We start from the raw sequence: 22224 nt of genomic DNA, 5'->3' as shown, positions 1-22224 counted from the left end.
GACACCCCCTCATGCCCCAGCAAGATTCCCGCCTTGGCGGTCACATTCTGGTCGACCAACTGGTCGCTCAGGGCGTCAAACATGTTTTCTGCGTTCCTGGCGAGAGCTACCTGGCGGTGCTGGACGGCCTGCACGACGCGGACATCAAGGTCACCGTCTGCCGCCAGGAAGGCGGCGCGGCCATGATGGCCGACGCCCACGGCAAGCTGACCGGTGAACCCGGCATCTGCATGGTCACCCGCGGCCCGGGCGCGTCCAACGCGCTGGCCGGCGTGCACATTGCCAAGCAGGACTCCACCCCCCTGATCCTGTTCGTCGGCCAGATCGAACGCGGCATGCGCGAACGCGAAGCCTTTCAGGAAATGGACTACCGCGCCGTGTTCGGCACCCAGGCCAAATGGGTCACCGAGATCGACCAGGTCGAGCGCATTCCCGAATTGATTTCGCGCGCCTTCCACATCGCCACGTCGGGCCGCCCCGGCCCCGTCGTGATCGCGTTGCCCGAAGACATGCTGGTCGAAGCCGCCAAGGTGGCCGACGCCCCCCGCTACGAGCTGATCGAATCCGCCCCCACCGCCGGCCAACTGGCCGATCTGGAAAAGCTGCTGGCCGACGCCAAGCACCCGGTTGCCATCCTGGGCGGCACGCGCTGGGATGCGCGCGCCGTACAGCAGTTCGCCGACTTCGCGCAGCGCCATGCGCTGCCCACCGCGGTCTCGTTCCGCCGCCAGATGCTGTTCCCGGCCGACCACCCCTGCTTCATCGGTGACGTGGGCCTGGGCATCAACCCGGCGCTCCTCAAGCGCGTGGCCGACGCGGACTTGATCCTGCTGGTCGGCGGCCGCATGTCGGAAAACCCCAGCCAGGCCTACACACTGCTGGACATCCCGGTGCCCCGCCAAAAGCTGGTGCACGTGCATCCCGATACCGCTGAACTGGGCCGCGTGTACCGCGCCAACCTTGCCATCAACACGTCGCCGGCCGCCTTCGCGGCATCGCTGGCCGGCCTGAAGGCACCTGCCAAACCCGTGTGGGCCGAAGGCACCCAGGCCATGCGCGAGTCGTACCTGAAGTGGAGCGACCCGGAAACCATTACCACCCCTGGCGCGCTGCAAATGGGCCAGGTCATGGCCTATCTGGAAAAGACGCTGCCGGCCGACGCCATCATGACCAACGGCGCGGGCAACTACGCCACCTGGCTGCACCGCTTCCACCGCTTCACCCGTTTCGGCACGCAACTGGCGCCCACCTCGGGGTCGATGGGCTACGGCCTGCCGGCGGCTGTCGGCGCCAAGCGCGTGTGGCCCGACAAGACCGTCGTCTGCTTCGCGGGCGACGGCTGCTTCCTGATGCATGGCCAGGAGTTCGCCACGGCCGTCCAATATGACCTGCCCATCATCGTGGTGCTGGTCGACAACGGCATGTACGGCACCATCCGCATGCACCAGGAAAAACACTACCCCGGCCGCGTATCCGCGACCGAACTCAAGAACCCGGACTTCGCCGACTATGCGCGCGCCTTCGGCGGCCACGGTGAACGCGTCGAGACCACCGAGCAGTTCGGTCCCGCCTTCGAGCGGGCGCTGGCCAGCGGCAAGCCGGCGATCCTGCACTGCTTCATCGATCCGGAAACCATCACCCCGTCGACCACCTTGGAAAAGATCCGCGACGCGGCGCTGAAGGCCCAGCATTGATACCAGACCGGGCGGCATAGCCAGCGGCGAGCCTCTGGCGCGCTGCCGTGCAAACCCCAACTTGCCGCCCGAATTATTTTAGGTTTAAACTTTCTAGATTCCGAATACGGAAATCCATAGCGGAGACCCAGCATGTCCTCGAATCCTTCTTTTCAATGGCAAGATCCCCTGTTGCTGGACCAGCAACTGACCGAAGAAGAACGCATGGTGCGCGACGCCGCCCACGCCTATTCGCAGGACAAGCTTGCCCCCCGCGTGCTGAACGCCTTCCGCAACGAGAAGACCGATCCGGAAATCTTCTCGGAAATGGGCGAACTCGGCCTGCTGGGCGCCACCATCCCTGAAGCCTATGGCGGCGCTGGCATGAACTACGTCAGCTACGGCCTGATCGCCCGCGAAGTCGAACGCATCGACTCCGGCTACCGCTCGATGATGAGCGTGCAGTCGTCGCTGGTCATGGTCCCGATCAACGAATTCGGCAGCGAAGCGCAAAAGCAGAAGTACCTGCCCAAGCTGGCCCGCGGCGAGTGGATCGGCTGCTTCGGCCTGACCGAACCGAACCACGGTTCCGACCCCGGCGGCATGGAAACCCGCGCCGTCAAGACGTCCGACGGCTACAAGGTCTCCGGCAACAAGATGTGGATCACCAACTCCCCCATCGCCGACGTGTTCGTGGTGTGGGCCAAGTGCGTCGGCGGCGAGTTCGACGGCAAGATCCGCGGCTTCATCCTGGAAAAGGGCATGAAGGGCCTGTCGGCTCCGGCCATCCACGGCAAGGTCGGCCTGCGCGCCTCGATCACCGGCGAAATCGTCATGGACGAAGTCGAGATCTCGGAAGACCAGATGATGCCCGGCGTGTCCGGCCTGAAGGGTCCCTTCACCTGCCTGAATTCCGCCCGCTACGGCATCGCCTGGGGCGCTGTCGGCGCCGCGGAAGCCTGCTGGCACACGGCCCGCCAATACACGCTGGATCGCAAGCAATTTGGCCGCCCGCTCGCCGCCAACCAGCTGATCCAGAAGAAGCTGGCCGACATGCAGACCGAAATCACGCTGGCGCTGCAAGGCTGCCTGCGCCTGGGCCGCATGAAGGACGAAGGCACCGCCGCCGTCGAGATCACCTCGATCATGAAGCGCAACTCGTGCGGCAAGGCGCTGGACATCGCCCGCCTGGCCCGCGACATGTTGGGCGGCAACGGCATCTCCGACGAGTTCGGCGTGGCCCGCCACCTGGTGAACCTGGAAGTGGTCAACACCTACGAAGGCACCCACGACGTGCACGCCCTGATCCTGGGCCGCGCGCAGACCGGCATCCAGGCGTTCTATTGATCGCCTGACCGGTAGCCGCAATAAGAAGCCGCCCCTCGGGGCGGTTTTTTTTGTTGCCGGGCCGCCCCAAGACAAACATGCCTCATGGGGGCCGCAAGCAGGCGAAGCCGGCGCGGCGCAGTTGCCCTTTTTTTTGTCGCCTCCCCCCGACGCATTGCCGTTAGCCCGTATAGGCGCGGGCTTGCACACGCCGTACGCTTTGTGCACTTGCCCCGACCTGGAGTCGCGAATGCGCGTCCGTTCATCCCTCCGCCTGATGGCGGTTATCGCTCTGCCCTTCATCGCCCATGGCGCCTATGCCGTCACCACCCTGACGATGGCCACCGAGTACCCGGCGACGTCCATGCCGGGACAAGGCGTGTCCACCTTCGCGGAGCTGGTCCGCGCAAAATCGGCAGGCAACGTGGTGATCGACGCCTCGTACGACGCGTCCAAGGGGATCAAATCGGCCGACATGATCGACGCGGTCGAAACCCGCAAAGTGGATGCGGGCGACGCGTTCGCCGGCGCGCTGGCCAAGAAATATCCCTTGTTCGGCGTATCGTCCTTGCCGTTCCTGGCGGACTCCCTGCCCAAAGCCCGCAACTTGAACAAAGCCGCACGGCCCGCCTACGAAAAGCTGCTGGCCGCCCACGGGCAGAAGCTGCTTTACACCACGCCGTGGCCCGCTTCCGGCATCTGGTCCAAACAGAAGATCGACGGCCTGGCCGCGCTGAAGGGCCTGAGCATCCGCACCTATGACGCCACGTCCCAGGAGGTAATGCAGAAGGCCGGAGCCCGTGCGGAGACCATTTCATTTGCCGACGCCATGCCGCGCATCGCCGCCGGTGACGTGAATGCCGTGCTGTCGTCGGGCGACGGGGGCGCCGGACGGAAGCTCTGGGAATATCTGCCCCACTTCGCCGAGATCAATTATGCGATGCCGATTTCGGTCGCGACGATGAACCTGCAGACCTATCAGGCGCTGGACGAGCGGTCGCGGCGCGCCATCGACCAGGCCGCGGCACAGACGGAAATCGAACAATGGAAACGCATCGACGGCCGCCTGCAGCAGAACTACGCCAACATGCGCAAGAACGGCGTCGCGATCAATACCACCGTGCCATCCGCCGTTCGCCGTGCGCTGCGCAGCGCGGCGGCGGATTCGGTGCAAGCCTGGAAGACGGCGGTCGGGCCCGATGCGGCAGGCATCCTGAAAGGAGGGGCCAACCGCTGACGGCGCAAGCGCGCCGCCGGGGCAACCCGGCCGCGCGGACCTGACGCGGCGATACGTCGCCCGGAAGGCCTCGCGCCTAGTTCTCGCCCGACAGATCGAACAAGCTCGTTGCGTCCAGTTCCAGCACGCCTTCGTCGTGCTGGTTGATGACGGTCCACGCCCACGTGATGATGCCCAGATCGGGGCGCGAAGATGAGGTGCGGGCGCCCTGCACCCGCGCTTCCAGACGCAGGGTATCGCCCGGACGCACCGGGGTGCGCCAGCGCACTTCGCCCAAACCGGGGGAACCGAAAGATTCGGAGTCATGCAGCGCGGCGTCCACCGCCATGCGCATGGCCAGCGCGCACGTGTGCCAGCCGCTGGCGATCAGCCCGCCCCAACGCCCTTCCGCGGCCCGTTGCGGGTCGGTGTGGAACCACTGGGGATCGAACTTGCGTGCAAACTCCAGGATCTCGGCCTCGGTGATGGTGACCGGACCGGCCTTGATCAACATGCCGTCTTTGAATTCGGCGAACTTCATTTTTGGTTTTCCCCCAAGCCAACGCGAACGGCGCGCCGTGGCGCGCCGTTTTCACGTGTGTCACGCTCATTTATCGGATTCAGTACGTCTCGAAATGCAGGCGCCCTTCGCGGCGCAGCACATCATGCAGAATAGACCAATCCTGCCCCGATTGCATTGCCACGTCGCGCAAGGCGTCCAGCACGCCGACTTCCATGCCCTTTAAGCCGCACACGTAGATGCAGGTGTTGCGGTCCGACAGCAAATCCCGTACCTGGGCCGCGCGTTCGCGGATCAGGTCTTGCACATAGCGCTTGGGCTGGCCCGCCTCGCGCGAGAGCGCCAGATTGATGTCGATGAAATCGCGGGGCAGCTTCATCAGCGGACCGAAGTACGGCAGTTCGCGTTCGGTGCGAGCGCCAAAGAACAGCATCAGGCGGCCGTTTTCACCGGTATCGATGCGGCGGCGGTAGCGTTCGGTCATCGCGCGCATCGGCGCGGAGCCCGTGCCCGTGCAGATCATGATGAGATTGGCGCGCGGATGGTTCGGCATCAGGAAGGTATGGCCGAACGGGCCGATCACCTGCACGGTGTCGTTCTTGGCCAGATCGCACAGGTAGTTCGAGCACACGCCATGCGCGGCGGCACCGCCATGGTCTTCGGTCACGCGCTTCACGGTCAACGACAGGTTGTTGTAGCCGGCGCGTTCGCCATCGCGCGGACTGGCCAGCGAATACTGGCGCGCGTGGTGCGGTCGTCCTTGGGCGTCGGTGCCCGGGGGCAGGATGCCGATGGATTGGCCTTCCAGCACCGGAAACGGCAGATCGCCGAAGTCCAGCACGATGTGGTGGATATCGCTTTCGGTATCGGCGTCGGTCACGCGGTAGTTGCCCACGACCGTGGCCGTCATCGGCGCCTTGTGCGTGTAGAGATTGACGTAGGGATGCGCGGCAGACCACGGCGGCACCGATGCGCCTGCGGGCGAAAACGGTGCAGCCATCGCTGAAGACGGCGCGGGCGCGTCGGGGTCGGCCAAGGCGGATTGCGCGCCGGCGCCCGCATCCGCCCCTTCCGGCAATGCCTTTTCCAATGGCAGCTCTTCCCAGCCCAGTTGGTCTTGCACCGAGTAGGCGTCGGTGCGCAGCACCAGCCGCCAGTTGTCGATCGACCCCGTCGGGCACGGTGGCACGCACGCCATGCAACCATTGCAGATATCGGGGTCCACCACGTAATTGTTCGAATCGTGCGTGATCGCATCGACCGGACAGGTTTCTTCGCAAGTATTGCAGCGGATGCAGATCTCGGGGTCGATCAGATGCTGCTTGAGCACTTGTACGGGCAGGGGGGCGTTCATCGCAGTCTTCCCAATGCGCTGGCGGGCGGCGCGCAAACGCGCCCCGCCCTGTCGCCTTAGTTGAAACGGACGTAGTCGAAATTCACCGGCTGGCGGTTGATGCCCATGACGGGGGGCGCGATCCAGTTGGCGAACTTGCCGGGTTCGGTCACGCGGCCCATCAGCGACGCGACAAACGCGCGGTCCTCCGGCGTGGGCAACCACTTGTGGCGATTGGCCTGCCATTGGGATTCCGACAGGATCTCGCCTTCGGGAGACATGCGGATACCGGCCAGCGTGCCGATCTGGCGGTTGAACGCCTTGTGCGGCACATGCAGGCGGAACGGGATGCCGCTTTTCTCGATGACCTTGTTCCAGCGCCCGATGCCTGCCACGGAATCGCGAATGAAGTCGTCGCGCAGCACTTCGTTCAAGGCGTTCAGCATTGGCACTTCGATCTCGTTCAATTTGCCGTTGTTCACGGTCAGCACGCGATAGGTGTCGTTTTTCAGCTGATGGTCGTCGGTGCGCTTGGATTCCTCGTAGCGGCCCTTCAGGCCGGACCCGTAGAAGATCGCGGCGTTGGAAGATTGGTCCGCGCCGAACAGGTCGATCGTGACGCTGTAGTGAAAATTCAGGTAGCGCTGGATCGTCGGCAGATCGATCACGCCGGCGGCGCGCACGCTTTCCGGATCGTCGGTCTTCAGCTGGTTCATCACTTCGCAGGTGCGCTGGATCACGCGGGAAATGCCCGACTCGCCCACGAACATGTGATGTGCTTCTTCGGTCAGCATGAACTTGGTGGTGCGGGCCAGGGGGTCGAAGCTGGACTCGGCCAACGCGCACAGCTGGAACTTGCCGTCGCGGTCGGTGAAGTAGGTGAACATGTAGAAGGCCAGCCAGTCCGGCGTCTTCTCGTTGAACGCGCCCAGGATGCGCGGATTGTCGGAATCGCCCGAACTGCGCTGCAAGAGCGCATCGGCCTCTTCGCGTCCATCGCGGCCGAAATAGCGGTGCAGCAGGTACACCATCGCCCACAGGTGGCGGCCTTCCTCGACGTTGATCTGGAACAGGTTGCGCAGGTCGTACTGCGACGGCGCGGTCAGGCCCAAGTGGCGCTGCTGCTCGATCGAGGCCGGCTCGGTGTCGCCCTGCGTGACGATGATGCGGCGCAGGTTGGCGCGGTGTTCGCCGGGCACGTCCTGCCAGACGTCACGCCCCATGTTCTCGCCGAAGTGGATCTTGCGCTGGCCGTCCTGCGGTGCCAGGAAGATCCCCCAGCGGTAGTCGGGCATGCGGACGTGGTTGAAATTGGCCCAGCCATCGGGCTCCACGCTGACGGCAGTGCGCAGGTAGACATCGAAACCGTGCGAGCCGTCGGGCCCCATGTCCTGCCACCATTGCAGGTAGTTCGGTTGCCAATGCTCCAGCGCGCGTTGCAAGGTGCGGTCGCCGGACAGGTTGACGTTATTGGGGATCTTATCGGTGTAATTGATTCCAGACATGTCTCGCTCCTTTTCTTGTTCAGACCCGGTTCCAGTCGAATGCGGCCTGTTCGCCCTTGCCGTACAGCTTCAGCGCGCCTTTGTCGCCGGCCGCATTGGGACGGTTGAAAATCCAGTTCTGCCAGGCGGTCAGCCGGCCGAAGATGCGCGTCTCCATCGTTTCCTGCCCGCCGAAGCGCAGGTTCGCCTCCAGCCCGGTCAAGGCGTCGGGCGACAGCGCGCGGCGTTCTTCCAGCATCATCCGCACTTCGTCGTCCCAATCGATGCTGTCGGGCGCGAAGGTCACCAGGCCCAGGTCCAGCGCATCGGTGGCCGACAGGCGCTGTCCGGCGCGGGCGCGCACGGCTTCCAGCGGCGCGGTTTCTTCATAGAAGCGGCGCTGCAGGCGGCTTTGGCCGTTCACCAGCGGATAGGCGCCGAAGTTGCGTTCACCCACCACGATCTGCGCGGGCGCGGAGGCGTCCTCGTTGTCGAGCATGTAGCTGCGGTCCGCGGCCAGCGCCAGTTCCAGCAACGTGCCCACGAAGCAGGAACCCGGCTCGATCAGCGCGAACAGGCTGCGCGAGGTCACGTCCAGGCGCGCCAGCGTGCGGCGCAGCATGCCGGCGGTTTCGCGCACGAACCAGTGGCCGGCGTGGCGTTGCAGTGCGGCATCGGCGGCCAGCACGGCCTCGGCGTCGCCTTCGGTCTTCAGGATCCACGTGCCGATGTCCAGTTCGTTGGTCCGCATGGACAGGATGGCGTCGTCCAGTTCGCGCGCCATCTGCAACGGCCACCAGGCGGCCCCGGCGGCAACGATGTCCGCCAGCTCGGATTCCACCGGGCCTTGCGGGGCGCGCACGGTCCAGGTGGCCTGGCGCTTTTCGCGGTCCAGCCGGATATCCACGTAGCGGTAAGCAAGCCCGTCCGCGCTTTCGGTGCGCTCGACCGGCGTCAGCGCGATGCCCTGCTCACCCGGCTGCCGGTCGCTGTTTTCGGCCAGGACCAGCGCACGTTCGCGCACGGCGGCCTCGAAGCGAGCAGGCTTGACCACGTCGTCGACCAGCCGCCAATCCTTGGCGCGCTGGCCGCGCACGCCCTCGACCAGCGTGCAGAAGATGTCGGCGTGATCATGACGCACGCGGCGCTTGTCGGTCACGCGGGTCAGGCCGCCCGTGCCAGGCAGCACGCCCAGCAGCGGCACTTCGGGCAGCGCCACCGAGGATGAGCGATCGTCGATCAGCAGAATCTCGTCGCAGGCCAGGGCCAGTTCATACCCGCCGCCGGCGCAGGCGCCGTTCAGGGCGGCGATGAACTTCAGGCCGCTATGGCGGCTGGAGTCTTCAATGCCGTTGCGCGTTTCGTTGGTGAACTTGCAGAAATTGACCTTCCAGGCGTGCGAGGACAGGCCCAGCATGAAGATATTGGCGCCGGAACAGAAGATACGGTCCTTCATGCTGGTCACGACCACGCTCCGCACTTCGGGATGTTCGAAGCGGATGCGCTGCAGGGCGTCATGCAGCTCAATGTCTACACCCAGATCGTAGGAGTTCAGCTTCAGCTTGTAGCCGGGACGCAGGCCGCCGTCTTCCGCCACATCCATGGCCAGCGTGGCGACCGGGCCATCGAACGTCAGGCGCCAGTGGCGGTAGTGCTCGGGCTGCGTCCGGAAATCAACCCGGTTGATGGTGCTGCTCATAGTGTGTCTCCTCGTACGCCCTGCTGGACAGGAAAAATACTGCATTACATGAATTATTGTGCAGATTAGTGCAGGAAAAAATACGCGTCAAGCAAGACATGCATAAAAGTGCAGCTTTACCATCAACGGGCGAATCAGGGCGGACGTTAAAAGGCCGCCTGATTCAGGCGGCCTTCACGGGCAGATCGGATGGGGCGCGGGGGCGGGGGCGCCGCGAAAGGCGCTTTCTTTCGTCCAGGGCGGCCGCTACAGCGGCAGGCCGCAGGCTTTGCGGACCTGGGTACGCAAACCGGCGAAACTCTCCTGCACCTCCAGGTTGCTCGTCACCCAGGTCAGATCCGCCTTGGCGTAGAACGCTTCGCGGCCGGCCAGGATGCGCTTCAGATCGGACATCGCTTCGTTATTACCCGACATGGGGCGGAAGTCGCCCTGGGCCATCACCCGACCCATGTGCTCTTCGGGGGTTGCGCGCAACCAGACCGTATAGCAATGCGCCAGCAGCAGATTCAGGGTGGCGGGTTCCGAAACCAGTCCGCCCGGCGTGGCCAGCACCATTTCCGGATAGATCTGCACGGCCTCTTCCAGCGCGCGGCGTTCGTAACGGCGGTAGGCGTTGGGGCCATAGAGATTATGGATTTCCAGGATGCTGCACCCGGCCACGCGTTCGATTTCACGGTTCAGCTCGACAAACGGGTAGCCCAGGTCGTCGGCCAGCATTTGGCCCAGGGTGGACTTGCCTGCTCCCCGCAGCCCGATCAGCGCCACCCGCTGGGTACGGTTGGGACGCTGCGCGCCCGCCCCTACACCGAACAGCTGGGTCAAGGCCTCGCGGGCCCGCTGCAGGTCGGATTCCGTGCGGCCGCTGAGCAACTCGCGGATCAGCAGCCAGTCCGGTGATTCGGTGGTGACGTCGCCGACCAGCTCGGCCAGCGCGCAATTGAACGCGCGGGCAATCTGCAGCAGCACCAGGATCGAGGCATTGCCCACCCCGTGCTCAAGATTGGCCAAATGCCTTTCGGACACGCCGGTCACTTGAGACAAGCCCTTGCGCGTCATGCCGCGTATGGCTCGCAAGCGGCGCACCCGCTCGCCCAATGCCACCAGGAAAGCTTCCCGCCTGGGTTCGGATGGCGCCGCGTCTAGCGCTTGATTCATGTTTTGGCTGACTCCGCAAATACCCTGATACGCCCTGTTTTATGCACTATAGTGCTTGACCCAATCCAGTGGAAGCACTATTTTTCCTCCAAGCAGTTCCAAGCCGCCAGGGTGTGCAAAAAAGCAGCACTTGATTTCATGCCGCATCTCAGGCGCCGACAGTGTAAAGGAGGAGTCCCGGTGAGCACGCCAGATCAATTCCATGCCCTGATGCGCGAGGCCACGCGCCTGGTGTCGGGCCAGCCGCTGGACGATGAGCTGGCCGCGCGGCTGAACCGCGAAGCCGGTCCGCAAAGCGCCCTGTACCAGAATATCTTCGCCGCCTGTAGACAGGGTGTGGCCGACGGTTGGATGTGCAATCGGGAAGGCGGCGGCATCCGCTATGGCCGCGTCATCAAGCCCGCCGAAGACCTGGCCGGCTGTTCCGTGGACGTCGTCGACATGGACGACCTCGCAGGCCCCCACCACGCCCATCCCAACGGCGAAATCGACTTGATCATGCCGCTGACCGGCGACGCCCGGTTCGATGGGCATGGCGCCGGGTGGCTGGTCTATGGCCCCGGCAGCGCTCACCGCCCCACCGTCACGCAAGGACGCGCCCTGGTGCTCTACCTGCTGCCCGGCGGCGCCATCGAATTCACGCGGCCCGGCAGCTAGGTCCGCGCCCCGTGCGCCCTGAAAAAAAGTCCGCGCGCCGTGCCTTGGCTCGGCCCAGCGGAAAAAAACAGCACCACGGCCCGCCCACCAGGACATCAGGAGACAACCGTGAACACCTGCCCCGCCGAATTGAATTTCGCCAGTTACCTGGCCGCGCTGAATGCGCCCCGGGCCGCCAAGCCGGCCTATATCGATGACACGCGCCAGTTGAGCTATGGCGAACTGGCCGAGCGGGTGGCCCGCATGGCGGGCGCCCTGCGGGAATTGGGATTGCGCCGCGAAGAACGCATTTTGCTGTTGATGCAGGACACGGCAGACTGGCCCGTCGTGTTCCTGGGCGCGCTGCATGCCGGCGTGGTGCCCGTGGCGGTCAACACGCTGCTGACGGCGGACGACTACGCCTACATCCTGGCGCACAGCCGCGTGCGCGCCGTATTCGTATCGGGCGCGCTATTGCCCGTCTTGCAGGCGGCGCTGGCGCAGGCGCCCACCGATGCCGAACACCTGGTGGTGTCCCAGCCCACGGCTGCCCTGCCCACCCATGCCCACGAATTCGAGGCGTTGCTGGCCGCCGCGCCGATCGCGCCCGCCGTCCGCACGCTGTCCGACGAAATCGCCTTCTGGCTGTATTCCTCAGGCTCCACCGGCAAGCCCAAAGGCGTGGTCCACACCCACGGCAACCTGTGGCACACGGCCGAACTCTATGCCAAGCCGGTGTTGGGCATCCGCGAAGACGACGTGGTGTTCTCGGCGGCCAAGCTGTTTTTCGCCTATGGCCTGGGCAATGGCCTGACCTTCCCCCTGTCCGTCGGCGCCACCGTGGTGCTGATGGGTGAACGCCCCACGCCACAAGCCGTGTTCCAGCGCCTGACCCAGCATCGCCCCACCGTGTTCTACGGCGTGCCCACGCTGTACGCCAGCATGCTGGCGTCGCCCGACCTGCCGCCGCGCTCGCAGGTGGCGATGCGGGTCTGCACCTCGGCCGGCGAAGCGCTGCCGCGCGACATCGGCGAACGCTTCACGCGGCATTTCGGCTGTGAAATCCTGGACGGCATCGGGTCGACCGAGATGCTGCACATTTTCATTTCGAACCAGAGCGGCCAATTGCGCTACGGCACCACCGGCAAACCCGTGCCCGGCTACGAAGTCCAGCTGCGTGACGAGCACGGCGCGCCGGTCGAGGCAGGCGCCATCGGCGACCTCTACATCAAAGGCCCCAGCGCTGCGTTGATGTACTGGAACAACCGCGACAAGACGCGCCAGTGCTTCCTGGGCGATTGGCTGAAAAGCGGCGACAAATACACGTGCGACGCCGATGGCTACTACACCTACGCGGGCCGCAGCGACGACATGATCAAGGTCAGCGGCCAGTACGTGTCGCCGGTGGAAGTCGAGAACATCCTGGTGCAGCACGAGGCCGTGCTGGAAGCCGCCGTAATCGGCGTGCCGGACCACGACGGCCTGGTCAAGACAAAGGCCTATGTCGTGCTGCGCCCGGGTTTCGAACCGGACGCCAGCACGGGCGCCGCGCTGCAAAGCTATGTGAAGCAGCACCTTGCGCCCTTCAAGTATCCGCGCCAGATCAATTTCACCGAAGAGCTACCCAAGACCGCCACGGGCAAGATCCAGCGGTTCCGCCTGCGCCAGCTTGAAGAGGCGACGCTGTGAACACCGCCGCCGCCATCGACGCGCCAAGCCTGCGCCCCGCCTTCGCCGATATCGAGGCCGACGGCCGCGCGCTGCGCCTGGAGTGCCTGTGGATTGCGTCCGAACGCGCGACGGCGCCGTTGCTGGTGTTCCTGCACGAGGGACTGGGGTCGGTCGCCATGTGGAAGGACTGGCCGGCGCAGGTCTGCAAGGCCGCCGGATGCCGGGGGCTGGCCGTGTCGCGTTACGGCTACGGGCAGTCCACGCCGCGCCCGCTGCAAGAAAAATGGCCAGTCGACTTCATGCACCGCGAGGCACGCGACGTGCTGCCCGCCCTGTTCGCCGCCTTGGGCGTGGACGCGCTCCGGGACAAGCCGGTGCTGTTCGGCCATAGCGACGGCGGATCGATCGCGCTGCTGTATGCCGCCATGCACCCGGAGGCCGTCGCCGGCATCGTGGTGGCCGCGCCGCACACATTCGTCGAAGACGTGACGGTCGCGAACATCGCGCTGGCGCGCCAAGCCTATCTGGACACGGACCTGCGCAGCCGGCTGGCCCGCTATCACGCGGACGTGGATTCGGCGTTCTGGGGCTGGAACGACATCTGGCTGAACCCCGATTTCCGCCGCTGGAACATCGAAAATTATCTGTCCGACATCGCCTGCCCCGTGCTGGCGATCCAGGGCGTGGACGACGAGTACGGTTCGCTGGCGCAAATCCGCGGCATCCGCCGGCATGCGCCGCAAACCGCGCTGCTGGAGATTCCCGGCTGCCGCCATTCGCCGCACAAGGACCAGCCCGCCATTGTTATCCAGGCCGTCGCTGATTTCATCGACGCGTTGGACAAACCCGGCCGGCCTTGACGCCAGCCCATGACAAGCACGGAGACAAACCATGAACCACGCCCTGACCCGCGCTGCGATCGCCGCGGCCCTGACGTTCGCCGCCGGCGGCGCGCAAGCCGCCGACAAGATCAAAGTCGGATTCATGCTGCCCTATAGCGGCACCTACGCCGCGCTCGGCAACGCCATCGAGAACGGCTTCAAGCTGTACGTCGCCGAGCAAGGCGGCAAGTTGGGCGGGCGCGAGATCGAGTACTTCAAGGTGGACGACGAGTCCAACCCCGCCAAGGCTGCGGAGAACGCCAACCGCCTGATCAAGCGCGACCAGGTCGACGTGCTGATCGGCACCGTGCATTCGGGCGTGGCGATGGCGCTGGCCAAGGCCGCCAAGGACAGCGACACCACGCTGATCGTGACGAACGCCGGCGCCAACGCCATCACCGGCCCGCTCTGCGGCCCCGGCATCTTCCGCACGTCCTTCACCAACTGGCAGCCTGCTTACGCGATGGGTCCCGTCGCCTTTGCCAAGGGGCACAAGACCGCCGTCACGATCACCTGGAAGTACGCTGCGGGCGACGAGGCGATCGGCGGCTTCAAGGAAGGCTTCGAGAAGGCGGGCGGCAAGGTCGTCAAGGAACTGAGCCTGCCGTTTCCAAACGTGGAGTTCCAATCGCTCTTGACCGAGATCGCCGCGACCAAGCCCGACATGGTGTTCACGTTCTTCGCAGGCGGCGGCGCGGTGAAATTCGTGCAGGACTATCACGCCGCCGGCCTGGACAAGACCATCCCGCTGTACGGATCGGGCTTCCTGACCGACGGCACCTTGCAGGCGCAAGGCGCGTCCGCGCAAGGCCTGCTGACCACGCTGCACTATGCCGACGGCCTGAACACGCCGCGCGACAACGCGTTCCGCGCCGACTACGCCAAGAGCTACAACGCGCAGCCGGACGTGTACGCCGTGCAGGGCTATGACGCGGCGCAGCTGATGCAATCGGGACTGTCCGCCGTGAAGGGCGACTTCGCCAAGAAGGCCGACTTCCGCACCGCCATGCGCGGGGCCACGGTGGACAGCCCCCGCGGTCCGTTCACCTTGTCGGCCGCCGGCAACCCGGTGCAGGACATCTATCTGCGCCGTGTGGACGGCCTGGAGAACAAGGTCGTGGAAGTCGCCGCGCAGAAGCTGGCCGATCCGGCCCGCGGCTGCAAGCTCTGACGCCACGTCCGCAACGGGAGGCCCCATGGACATCAGCATCCTGCTTATTCAAAGCCTGAACGCTTTCCAGTACGGCTTGCTGCTGTTCCTGGTGGCCAGCGGACTCACGCTGATCTTCGGCATCATGGGCATCATCAATCTTGCTCATAGCAGTTTCTACATGATCGGCGCCTACATGGCGTTCGCATTGGGGCCGGTGGTCGACCGCTGGATCGGCGGCGGCTTCATCACGGCCCTTATCGTCTGCGTGGCGCTGGCTGCGGTGCTGGGCTATTTCCTGGAGGCCGCGTTCTTCAGCTACCTGTACCACCGCAACCACCTGCAGCAGGTGCTGATGACCTACGGCCTGATCCTGGTCTTCGAAGAACTGCGCAGCATCCTGGTCGGCAATGACGTGCATGGCGTGCCGCTGCCCGCCTGGCTGCAAGGCAGCATCTCGTTGGGCGGGGTGATGACGTATCCGGTCTACCGGCTATTCATATCGGCGGTGGGCATCGCCGTCGCGCTGCTGTTGTATTGGGTCATCTCGCGCACGCGGCTGGGCATGATGTTGCGCGCAGGCGCCAGCAATCGCGAAATGACGGGATCACTGGGTATCGACGTCAATAAGCTGTACCGCCTGGTATTCGCGGCGGGCGTTGCGCTGGCAGCGCTGGCCGGCACCATTGCCGCGCCGGTGTCGTCCGTGTATCCCGGCATGGGCAATGGCGTGCTGATCATCTGCTTCGTGGTCGTGGTGATTGGCGGCATCGGGTCGATCCGCGGCGCCTTTCTGGCCGCGATGCTGGTGGGATTCGTCGAGACCTTCGGGCAAGTCCTATTCCCTTCCGCGGCGGGCGTGCTCGTTTACCTGCTGATGGCCTTCATTCTTCTTTGCAAGCCCGAAGGGCTGTTCAAACAGGGCTAGCCATGACGAAACTTCTCCCCGTCGCGACGCTGCTGGCGCTGGCCGCGTTTGCCTGGAGCGGCAGCGACTACTACACCGGGCTGGCGATCAAGATCATGATCTACGCCATCTTCGCGCTTAGCCTGCAACTGCTGGTGGGCGGCGCAGGGCTGGTCAGCCTGGGGCATGCCGCGTTCTTCGGCATTGGCGCCTATGCGGCGGCGTTGCTGTCGCCCGAATCGGGAGCTGCCAGCCTGTGGTGGTTGCTGCCCCTGGCCCTGCTGGCAGCCGCCGCTTATGCCGCCGTAACCGGCGCTCTGGCACTGCGCACGCGCGGCGTCTACTTCATCATGGTCACGCTGGCGTTTTCCCAGATGGCCTATTACGTCTTCCACGACACCAAGCTGGGCGGTGGCAGCGACGGCATCTATCTGTATTTCAGGCCGGAGTTATCGGTGGCCGGCTGGATGCCGTTCGACCTGGGCAACGCCACGACCTTCTACTACTTCGTGCTGATCTGCCTGGCGGGCACATGGGGCTTTCTGGCCTTGTTGCGTCGTTCGCCCTTCGGCGCGGCGTTGGCCGGCATTCGCATCAATGAACAGCGCATGCGGGCGGCAGGCTATTCGACCTATCCGTACAAGCTGACGGCCTACGTCGTGGGCGCCACGCTGGCCAGCCTGGCAGGCTTCTTGTTCGCGCTGAAAGACGGTTTCGTCACGCCTGAACTGTTAGCCTGGGAGCAATCGGGGCTCGTGTTGCTGATGGTGATCCTGGGCGGCATGGCCCGCCTGGGTGGCGCGGTGCTGGGCACGGTGACATTGGTGCTGATGCAAGAGCTGTTCCAGTCGCAAGCCCTGTTTGGCGACTATGCCCGCCATTGGCACCTGCCCCTGGGTATCGCCATCATCGTGCTGGTGGCGCTGCTGCCCAACGGACTGGCCGGACTGCCCGCGCAATGGCGCCAGCGCCGCGAGGCGCGGGCCGCCAGCCAGCGGGCGGCTGCGCCCGCCCCCAGCCCCGCCCGCAATGCGGCCCGCCTGCCCATCCAAGGGGAACCTCATGCCTGATCTTTTGCTTGCCGCCACCGACGTCACGCGGCGCTTCGGCGGGCTGACCGCCGTCAATGGCGTGTCCCTGGGCCTGGCGCGCGGCCAGGTTCATGCCGTCATCGGTACCAACGGCGCGGGCAAGTCAACACTGATCAACATCCTGTCGGGGGAACTGGCGCCCAGCAGCGGCAACGTCATGCTGGGCGGACGTGACATCACCGCGTGGCGGCAACCGGAACGGGCGCGCGCCGGCCTGGGACGCAGCTACCAGCGGTCTACGCTGTTTCCCGAACTCAGCGTGTTTGAAAATTGCCGGCTGGCCGCGCAGGCGGGCCGCCAGCGCTTCTGGCATTGGTGGCGTTCGGCCTCGGACTGCCGGCATAGCGCCGACCGCGCGCATCACGCGCTGGAATGCACGGGTTTGGCGGATGACGCCACACGCGCCGCCGGCCTGCTGCCGCATGGCTGCAAACGCCAGCTTGAAATCGCCATGTGCCTGGCGGGCGACCCGCAGGTGCTGCTGTTGGACGAGCCCCTGGCCGGCATGGGCCCCGAAGAAACCGACCGCATCCTGGACCTGCTTCAAACGCTGAAGACCGGCCACGCCATCCTGCTGGTGGAGCATGACATGGACGCCGTGTTCCGCATCGCAGAGACCATCACCGTGATGGTCAACGGAACCGCCATCGCCAGTGGCACCCCTGCCGAGATTCGCGCCAACGCGCAAGTGCGCACGGCGTATCTGGGCGAGGACATGCAAGACACCCCGAAAGGAGCCACGTCATGAACGCGCTGATCGAAGCCGGCGGTCTGCATGTGTATTACGGTGCCAGCCATGTGCTGCGGGGCGTGGACGTCCGGATCGCCCCGGGTGAATCCGTCGGGCTGGTGGGCCGAAACGGCATGGGCAAGACCACGCTGATCCGCAGCCTGATGGGGCAAGTGAAAAGCGCACAGGGTCAGGTGCGGATCAGCGGCCGGGACTGCACGCATGCCCAGCCCCACGCGATTGCGCGGCTGGGCCTGGCCTATGTGCCCGAGGGGCACGGCATCTTCCCCAACCTGAATGTGCGCGAAAACCTGCAAGTCGCGGCGCGCCCCGGCGTGCGCGGCGGGCGGGAATGGACCTATTCGCGGGTACTGGACACGTTCCCACGGCTGCGGGAACGGCTGGGGCATGGCGGACAGCAACTATCGGGAGGCGAACAGCAGATGCTGGCCATCGGCCGGGCGCTAATGACCAATCCCGATCTGCTGATCCTGGACGAAGCCACCGAGGGGCTGGCCCCGCTAATCGTGGCGGAAATCTGGAAGATCATCCGCGAGATCCGCGCCACCGGCATGTCGGCCTTGATCGTGGACCGCAATTACCGCGCGGTGCTGGAACATACCGACCGCTGCCTGGTGATGGAAAAAGGGCTGATCGTGCAGGATGGAGACAGCGCGTCGCTGGCCCGGCAACCGGAGCAGCTGACGCGCTATCTGGGCGTGTAGCGCGAATCGCCCTTAGATGACGGCTTCGATCAGGAACGGGCCACGGCGCTTCAGGCCGTCGGCCAGCGCGCGGGCAAAGCCTTCCACCGTATCCACGCTGACCGCCTCCACGCCCATGCCACGGGCCAGGTGCGTCCAGTCCAGGTAGGGTTCTTCCAGATCCAGCATGCGGCGCGCATTGCGGCCGGGTTCCTTCACGCCCACGTTTTTCATTTCACCATGCAGCGTGGCGTAGGAACGGTTGGCCAGGATCACCGTCAGGCAATCCAGGTTTTCGCGCGCCTGCGTCCACAGCGCCTGCAGGGTGTACATGCCGCTGCCGTCGGCTTGCAGCGTGATGACTTTGCGGTCCGGGCACGCCACGGCGGCGCCGGTCGCCATCGGCAGGCCGATGCCGATGGCCCCGCCCGTCAGCATCAGCCAGTCGTGCGGCGCGCTGCTGGCACTGTAGATCGGGAATTCGCGGCCTTGCGTGATGGACTCGTCGCACACGATGGCCTGCTCGGGCAAGGTGTGCGCGATCAGGATGTTCACGGCGGCGCCGGTCAGTTTGCCCGATTCGGGAACGTCGTAGCTGGCGGCCGGCGTGGCCAGGCGCGGCGCATCCGCCGCAATACCCAGTTCATCCGCCAGCCATTCCAATGCCTGCGCCAGATCCTGTTCGGCAGTCGCCAACACGACCTGATTGCAGTCCGGCGGCGCCAGCAGGCTGGGCTTGCCCGGATACGCGAAGAAGCCCACCGGCGCCTTGGCGCCGGCCAGCACCAGGTGCTTCACGTCTTTCAGCTTGGCCACGGCCAGGTCGATCGGATACGGCAGGCGGTCGACCGGCGTGCGCGAACCGCCACGCTCGATGCGGCGGTTGGAGGTTTCAGACATCAGGCGCACGCCCGTGGCGCGCGCAATGCGTCCGGCAGCATTCAACGCGCGCTCACGCAGCGCTGCGCCGCCCAGCATCAGCACTGCGACTTCGCCAGAGCGGATCGCCGCGGCGGCAGCGCGCACCGCGTCCGCCGATGTACTGGCCAGCGCAGCATCCTTGACCTGCACGGGCGCCGGCGCGTTCTCAGGCAAGTCCGTCCAAGCGGTATCGGCGGGCAGGATCAAGGTGGCGATATTGCCCGGCGCCCGGCGTGCCACGGCGATCGCTTCCGCGGCATCCGCGGACACCTCGGCAGCGGTCATCGTGCGCTTGACCCAGTGCGACATCGGGCGCGCCACGCCCTCGACGTCGCTGGTCAGTGGCGCGTCGTATTGCACGTGATAGGTGGCGTGGTCGCCCACGATGTTGACCATGGGCGTGCGGGCGCGCTTGGCGTTGTGCAGATTGGCCAGGCCATTGCCCAGGCCGGGCCCCAGATGCAGCAGCGTGGCGGCGGGCTTGTCGGCCATGCGCGCGTAGCCGTCGGCCGCGCCCGTCACCACGCCTTCAAACAGGCCCAGCACGCAACGCATTTTGGGCTTGCGATCCAATGCCGCGACAAAGTGCATTTCGGACGTGCCCGGATTGGCAAAGCAAACGTCCACATCATTGGCCAGCAAGGTATCGCAAAGACTGTCAGCGCCGTTCATGATTTTCCCTAGTCGTTTTCAAATGGCGATGCGGGCGCATGCGCGCCCGCCTGATATGCATGATAGGTAGCGTATCAAAAACTCGATAGAGCCAGTTCAGCTTGCGGGCATGGAACCATTCCCGCGCGGTACGTCGCGTTCCGCCAGCCGGAATTAGCGCCGCCGCGCGGGCGCGGTCAGCCCAGGATCTGCCCCAGAAACGCCTGCGCCCGCTCTGATCGGGGCGCGTTGAAGAAATTCTCGGGCGTGTCCGCCTCGACGATCGCGCCCTGGTCCATGAAGACAACCCGGTCGCCGACTTCCCGCGCAAAACCCATTTCATGGGTGACGCAGACCATCGTCATGCCGTCACGGGCCAGCGCCACCATCGTGTCCAGCACTTCCTTGACCATTTCGGGATCCAGGGCAGAAGTCGGCTCGTCGAACAGCATGATCTTGGGCTGCATGCACAAGGCGCGCGCGATCGCCACGCGCTGTTTCTGGCCGCCGGACAACTGGCCCGGATACTTGTCCGCGTGCTGGGGGATCCGCACCCGTTCCAGATAATCCATCGCCCGCGACCGAGCCTCGTCCGCCGGCACGCCCTTGACCAGCAGAGGCGCCAGCGTGCAGTTCTCCAGCACCGTCAGATGCGGGAACAGGTTGAAGTGCTGGAACACCATGCCGACTTCCGCGCGGATGCGCTCGATGTTCTTCACGTCTTCGTTGAGTTCGATCCCGTCGACGACGATGCGGCCCTTCTGGTGCTCCTCCAGCCGGTTCAAGAGGCGGATCGTGGTGGACTTGCCCGAACCGGACGGGCCGCAAAGAATCAGTTTTTCGCCGGGCGACACTTCCAGCGCCAGGTCGTCCAGCACCTGGAAGTCGCCATACCATTTGCTGACGCCCTGCATGGTGATGATGGGGGCAGCGCCATTCATTGCGTTCATCGTGTCAGGCCTTGGAAATATCGTGGTTCTCGCCGGCGCCACTCCAGTAGCCCGGCACCGTCAGTCGCTTTTCAGAACGCCGGAACAGATACGACAGCACGCTGCACATGGCAAAGTAGATGACACCCACCATCGTGTAGACCGTCAGCGCCTGAAACGTCGCGCCGGCCAGCATCTCGCCTGCCCGCATCAGTTCGTACACGCTGATGACGGCCACCAGCGACGTTTCCTTGATCAACACCAGCGCATAGTTCCCCAGCGCGGGGAACACCGTTCGCAACGCCTGCGGCAGCACGATCCGGCGCAGCCGCTGTACCTTGCGCAGGCCCAGCGCGCGCGCCGCCTCGTATTGGCCGGTGTCCACAGACTGGATGCCGCTTCTGAAGAGCTCGGCCAGATAGGCGCCGAAGTTCAACGTGAGGCCCAGCACGCCGGCCACGAAACCGTTGATTACCACCCCCATCTCGGGCAAGCCGTAGTAGATGTAGAACAATTGCAGCAGCAGCGGCGTGCCGCGTATCACTTCGATGTAGAAGCGCGCGCCCCGGCTCAACAGCCGCGAAGGCGACAAGCGGCACAAACAGACGACCAGGCCCAACGCCACCGCCAGGAAAGCCGAACAGAAAAACAGCGCCAGAGTCCAGACCGTACCCTCGGCCAAAGGGGTCAGGTACATGCGCAGCGTAGCGAGATCCAAGTCGTACTCCTTATCCGTGCCGTTGCGGCGCTTACTTGCTCATCAAGTCAGACACGCCCCATTTCTTTCCGATGGCGTCCATCTCTCCGTTCTGCTTCATCTCGGCCAAGGCGCCATTCACCGCGTCCAGCAGCGCGGCGTTGCCTTTCTGCACGGCCATCCCGACTTGCCACTTGCGCTGCGGTTGGTAGCCGGTGTCGAGCTTCACGCCCGGGATGTTCTTTGTCTGGATCTGATAGATGATGCTGGGCGGATCCACGATGCCCAGGTCGATGCGGCCGGCACGCACATCCGCCAGCAAGGTGGAGTAGTCCTGGTAGGTCGTGACCTTGGTGCCCGGCATGTCCTTGATCATGTTGAACTGGACCGAATCCACCAGCACGCCAACCCGTTGCCCCTGCATGTCTTCAAACTTGGCGTACTTCCTGGCGGCCTTGTCGCTGACGACGATGCCTTCGCCCCATTCATAGACAGGCGCCGAAAAGTCGATGGCCTTTGCCCGTTCTTCGGTAATGAACAGCGGCGCGGACATGACATCCGCGCGCCCGGAAGTCAGCGTGGGAATCAGGCCCGAAAACGGGACGTCGGTCAGCTTGTCCCCCACCTTCAGGTGCTTGGCCACGCCTGCGGCCACGTCCACCATGATGCCTTCCAGCTGATTGGATTTTGGGTTCTTGAACCCGTGCGGCGGCGCGGATGCCGTCGTGACCACGGCCAGGTTCTTGTCCGCACGCACTTCGTCCAGCGTGCGCGCTTGCGCACCTGATTGGACCAACAGGCTGGCAGCGGCCATGCCCAGCAGGATGGATTTGAGTGTCATCGTTTTCCC

20 protein-coding genes are annotated in these 22224 nt (G+C 65.0%); 11 read left to right on the top strand and 9 right to left on the bottom strand.

The window, feature by feature from the left end; all coding sequences use genetic code 11:
- Positions 1-11: 11 nt before the first annotated feature.
- The 3 genes from HG262_RS20360 to HG262_RS20350 all read left to right on the top strand — a co-directional run bounded on the left by HG262_RS20360 (position 12) and on the right by HG262_RS20350 (position 4236).
- Entirely contained in the window at positions 12-1694 is a 1683-nt protein-coding gene (locus tag HG262_RS20360; protein WP_169272742.1) for a thiamine pyrophosphate-binding protein, read from the top strand.
- 132 nt (positions 1695-1826) lie between these two features.
- Positions 1827-3020, top strand: a complete 1194-nt coding sequence (locus HG262_RS20355) for an acyl-CoA dehydrogenase (protein WP_105559071.1) — start codon at positions 1827-1829, stop codon at positions 3018-3020.
- A 229-nt stretch (positions 3021-3249) separates the two neighbouring features.
- A complete protein-coding gene (locus HG262_RS20350; protein WP_169272741.1) occupies positions 3250-4236 on the top strand; it encodes a TRAP transporter substrate-binding protein in 987 nt (328 codons plus the stop codon).
- A 76-nt stretch (positions 4237-4312) separates the two neighbouring features.
- On the opposite strand, the gene HG262_RS20345 is transcribed toward HG262_RS20350, so the two are convergent.
- From HG262_RS20345 to HG262_RS20325, 5 genes are all read right to left on the bottom strand, one after another.
- Positions 4313-4756, bottom strand: coding sequence for a MaoC family dehydratase (locus tag HG262_RS20345; RefSeq protein ID WP_006222824.1), 444 nt, complete (start codon positions 4754-4756; stop codon positions 4313-4315).
- A gap of 79 nt (positions 4757-4835) precedes the next feature.
- Positions 4836-6089, bottom strand: a complete 1254-nt coding sequence (boxA, locus tag HG262_RS20340) for a benzoyl-CoA 2,3-epoxidase subunit BoxA (RefSeq protein ID WP_169272740.1) — start codon at positions 6087-6089, stop codon at positions 4836-4838.
- 56 nt (positions 6090-6145) lie between these two features.
- Positions 6146-7573: a benzoyl-CoA 2,3-epoxidase subunit BoxB gene (gene boxB, locus HG262_RS20335; protein ID WP_169272739.1), complete on the bottom strand. Its 1428-nt coding sequence runs from the start codon at positions 7571-7573 to the stop codon at positions 6146-6148.
- Positions 7574-7592: 19 nt separating this feature from the next.
- Complete coding sequence (gene boxC, locus HG262_RS20330; protein ID WP_169272738.1) at positions 7593-9251, bottom strand: 2,3-epoxybenzoyl-CoA dihydrolase; 1659 nt, start codon at positions 9249-9251, stop codon at positions 7593-7595.
- A gap of 246 nt (positions 9252-9497) precedes the next feature.
- Entirely contained in the window at positions 9498-10406 is a 909-nt protein-coding gene (locus tag HG262_RS20325) for a helix-turn-helix transcriptional regulator (protein WP_169272737.1), read from the bottom strand.
- Positions 10407-10586: 180 nt separating this feature from the next.
- On the opposite strand from HG262_RS20325, the gene HG262_RS20320 reads away from it, so the two are divergent.
- The 8 genes from HG262_RS20320 to HG262_RS20285 all read left to right on the top strand — a co-directional run bounded on the left by HG262_RS20320 (position 10587) and on the right by HG262_RS20285 (position 18197).
- A complete protein-coding gene (locus tag HG262_RS20320; RefSeq protein WP_169272736.1) occupies positions 10587-11063 on the top strand; it encodes a DUF4863 family protein in 477 nt (158 codons plus the stop codon).
- 108 nt (positions 11064-11171) lie between these two features.
- Positions 11172-12731: a benzoate-CoA ligase family protein gene (locus HG262_RS20315; protein WP_169272735.1), complete on the top strand. Its 1560-nt coding sequence runs from the start codon at positions 11172-11174 to the stop codon at positions 12729-12731.
- Positions 12728-13573: an alpha/beta hydrolase gene (locus HG262_RS20310; protein ID WP_169272734.1), complete on the top strand. Its 846-nt coding sequence runs from the start codon at positions 12728-12730 to the stop codon at positions 13571-13573. Before HG262_RS20315 ends, HG262_RS20310 begins: the two co-directional genes overlap by 4 nt.
- 31 nt (positions 13574-13604) lie before the next feature.
- Entirely contained in the window at positions 13605-14765 is a 1161-nt protein-coding gene (locus HG262_RS20305) for an ABC transporter substrate-binding protein (RefSeq protein ID WP_169272733.1), read from the top strand.
- A gap of 25 nt (positions 14766-14790) precedes the next feature.
- Complete coding sequence (locus HG262_RS20300) at positions 14791-15672, top strand: branched-chain amino acid ABC transporter permease (RefSeq protein WP_169272732.1); 882 nt, start codon at positions 14791-14793, stop codon at positions 15670-15672.
- A 2-nt stretch (positions 15673-15674) separates the two neighbouring features.
- Positions 15675-16721, top strand: a complete 1047-nt coding sequence (locus HG262_RS20295) for a branched-chain amino acid ABC transporter permease (protein WP_169272731.1) — start codon at positions 15675-15677, stop codon at positions 16719-16721.
- Positions 16714-17490: an ABC transporter ATP-binding protein gene (locus HG262_RS20290; RefSeq protein WP_169272730.1), complete on the top strand. Its 777-nt coding sequence runs from the start codon at positions 16714-16716 to the stop codon at positions 17488-17490. Before HG262_RS20295 ends, HG262_RS20290 begins: the two co-directional genes overlap by 8 nt.
- The gene (locus HG262_RS20285) at positions 17487-18197 is read left to right on the top strand and encodes an ABC transporter ATP-binding protein (RefSeq protein ID WP_169272729.1); all 711 of its coding nucleotides are present in this window, start codon (positions 17487-17489) and stop codon (positions 18195-18197) included. The genes HG262_RS20290 and HG262_RS20285 overlap by 4 nt, the downstream gene beginning before the upstream one ends.
- Before the next feature lie 12 nt (positions 18198-18209).
- Here the strand turns inward: HG262_RS20285 and HG262_RS20280 are convergent, their stop codons facing one another.
- From HG262_RS20280 to HG262_RS20265, 4 genes are all read right to left on the bottom strand, one after another.
- A complete protein-coding gene (locus HG262_RS20280; RefSeq protein ID WP_169272728.1) occupies positions 18210-19769 on the bottom strand; it encodes an acetolactate synthase large subunit in 1560 nt (519 codons plus the stop codon).
- Positions 19770-19945: 176 nt separating this feature from the next.
- Positions 19946-20698: an amino acid ABC transporter ATP-binding protein gene (locus HG262_RS20275; RefSeq protein ID WP_169272727.1), complete on the bottom strand. Its 753-nt coding sequence runs from the start codon at positions 20696-20698 to the stop codon at positions 19946-19948.
- A gap of 4 nt (positions 20699-20702) precedes the next feature.
- Positions 20703-21395, bottom strand: a complete 693-nt coding sequence (locus tag HG262_RS20270) for an amino acid ABC transporter permease (protein ID WP_006222809.1) — start codon at positions 21393-21395, stop codon at positions 20703-20705.
- Between the two features lie 31 nt (positions 21396-21426).
- Complete coding sequence (locus HG262_RS20265) at positions 21427-22215, bottom strand: ABC transporter substrate-binding protein (protein WP_169272726.1); 789 nt, start codon at positions 22213-22215, stop codon at positions 21427-21429.
- Positions 22216-22224 lie beyond the last annotated feature (9 nt).

It is taken from the genome of Achromobacter sp. Bel, assembly GCF_012928505.1.
GTDB lineage: Bacteria > Pseudomonadota > Gammaproteobacteria > Burkholderiales > Burkholderiaceae_B > Achromobacter.
The sequence above is the reverse complement of the archived record's forward strand: the minus strand, read 5'-3'. Positions and strand labels throughout refer to the sequence as shown.

What these genes read in the sequence shown, in the direction of transcription:
- HG262_RS20360 (WP_169272742.1), top strand. Translation starts at nt 12, where the DNA reads ATGCCCCAGCAAGATTCCCGCCTTGGCGGTCACATTCTGGTCGACCAA.
- HG262_RS20355 (WP_105559071.1), top strand. Translation starts at nt 1,827, where the DNA reads ATGTCCTCGAATCCTTCTTTTCAATGGCAAGATCCCCTGTTGCTGGAC.
- HG262_RS20350 (WP_169272741.1), top strand. Translation starts at nt 3,250, where the DNA reads ATGCGCGTCCGTTCATCCCTCCGCCTGATGGCGGTTATCGCTCTGCCC.
- HG262_RS20345 (WP_006222824.1), bottom strand. Translation starts at nt 4,756, where the DNA reads ATGAAGTTCGCCGAATTCAAAGACGGCATGTTGATCAAGGCCGGTCCG.
- boxA (WP_169272740.1), bottom strand. Translation starts at nt 6,089, where the DNA reads ATGAACGCCCCCCTGCCCGTACAAGTGCTCAAGCAGCATCTGATCGAC.
- boxB (WP_169272739.1), bottom strand. Translation starts at nt 7,573, where the DNA reads ATGTCTGGAATCAATTACACCGATAAGATCCCCAATAACGTCAACCTG.
- boxC (WP_169272738.1), bottom strand. Translation starts at nt 9,251, where the DNA reads ATGAGCAGCACCATCAACCGGGTTGATTTCCGGACGCAGCCCGAGCAC.
- HG262_RS20325 (WP_169272737.1), bottom strand. Translation starts at nt 10,406, where the DNA reads ATGAATCAAGCGCTAGACGCGGCGCCATCCGAACCCAGGCGGGAAGCT.
- HG262_RS20305 (WP_169272733.1), top strand. Translation starts at nt 13,605, where the DNA reads ATGAACCACGCCCTGACCCGCGCTGCGATCGCCGCGGCCCTGACGTTC.
- HG262_RS20300 (WP_169272732.1), top strand. Translation starts at nt 14,791, where the DNA reads ATGGACATCAGCATCCTGCTTATTCAAAGCCTGAACGCTTTCCAGTAC.
- HG262_RS20295 (WP_169272731.1), top strand. Translation starts at nt 15,675, where the DNA reads ATGACGAAACTTCTCCCCGTCGCGACGCTGCTGGCGCTGGCCGCGTTT.
- HG262_RS20290 (WP_169272730.1), top strand. Translation starts at nt 16,714, where the DNA reads ATGCCTGATCTTTTGCTTGCCGCCACCGACGTCACGCGGCGCTTCGGC.
- HG262_RS20285 (WP_169272729.1), top strand. Translation starts at nt 17,487, where the DNA reads ATGAACGCGCTGATCGAAGCCGGCGGTCTGCATGTGTATTACGGTGCC.
- HG262_RS20280 (WP_169272728.1), bottom strand. Translation starts at nt 19,769, where the DNA reads ATGAACGGCGCTGACAGTCTTTGCGATACCTTGCTGGCCAATGATGTG.
- HG262_RS20275 (WP_169272727.1), bottom strand. Translation starts at nt 20,698, where the DNA reads ATGAACGCAATGAATGGCGCTGCCCCCATCATCACCATGCAGGGCGTC.
- HG262_RS20265 (WP_169272726.1), bottom strand. Translation starts at nt 22,215, where the DNA reads ATGACACTCAAATCCATCCTGCTGGGCATGGCCGCTGCCAGCCTGTTG.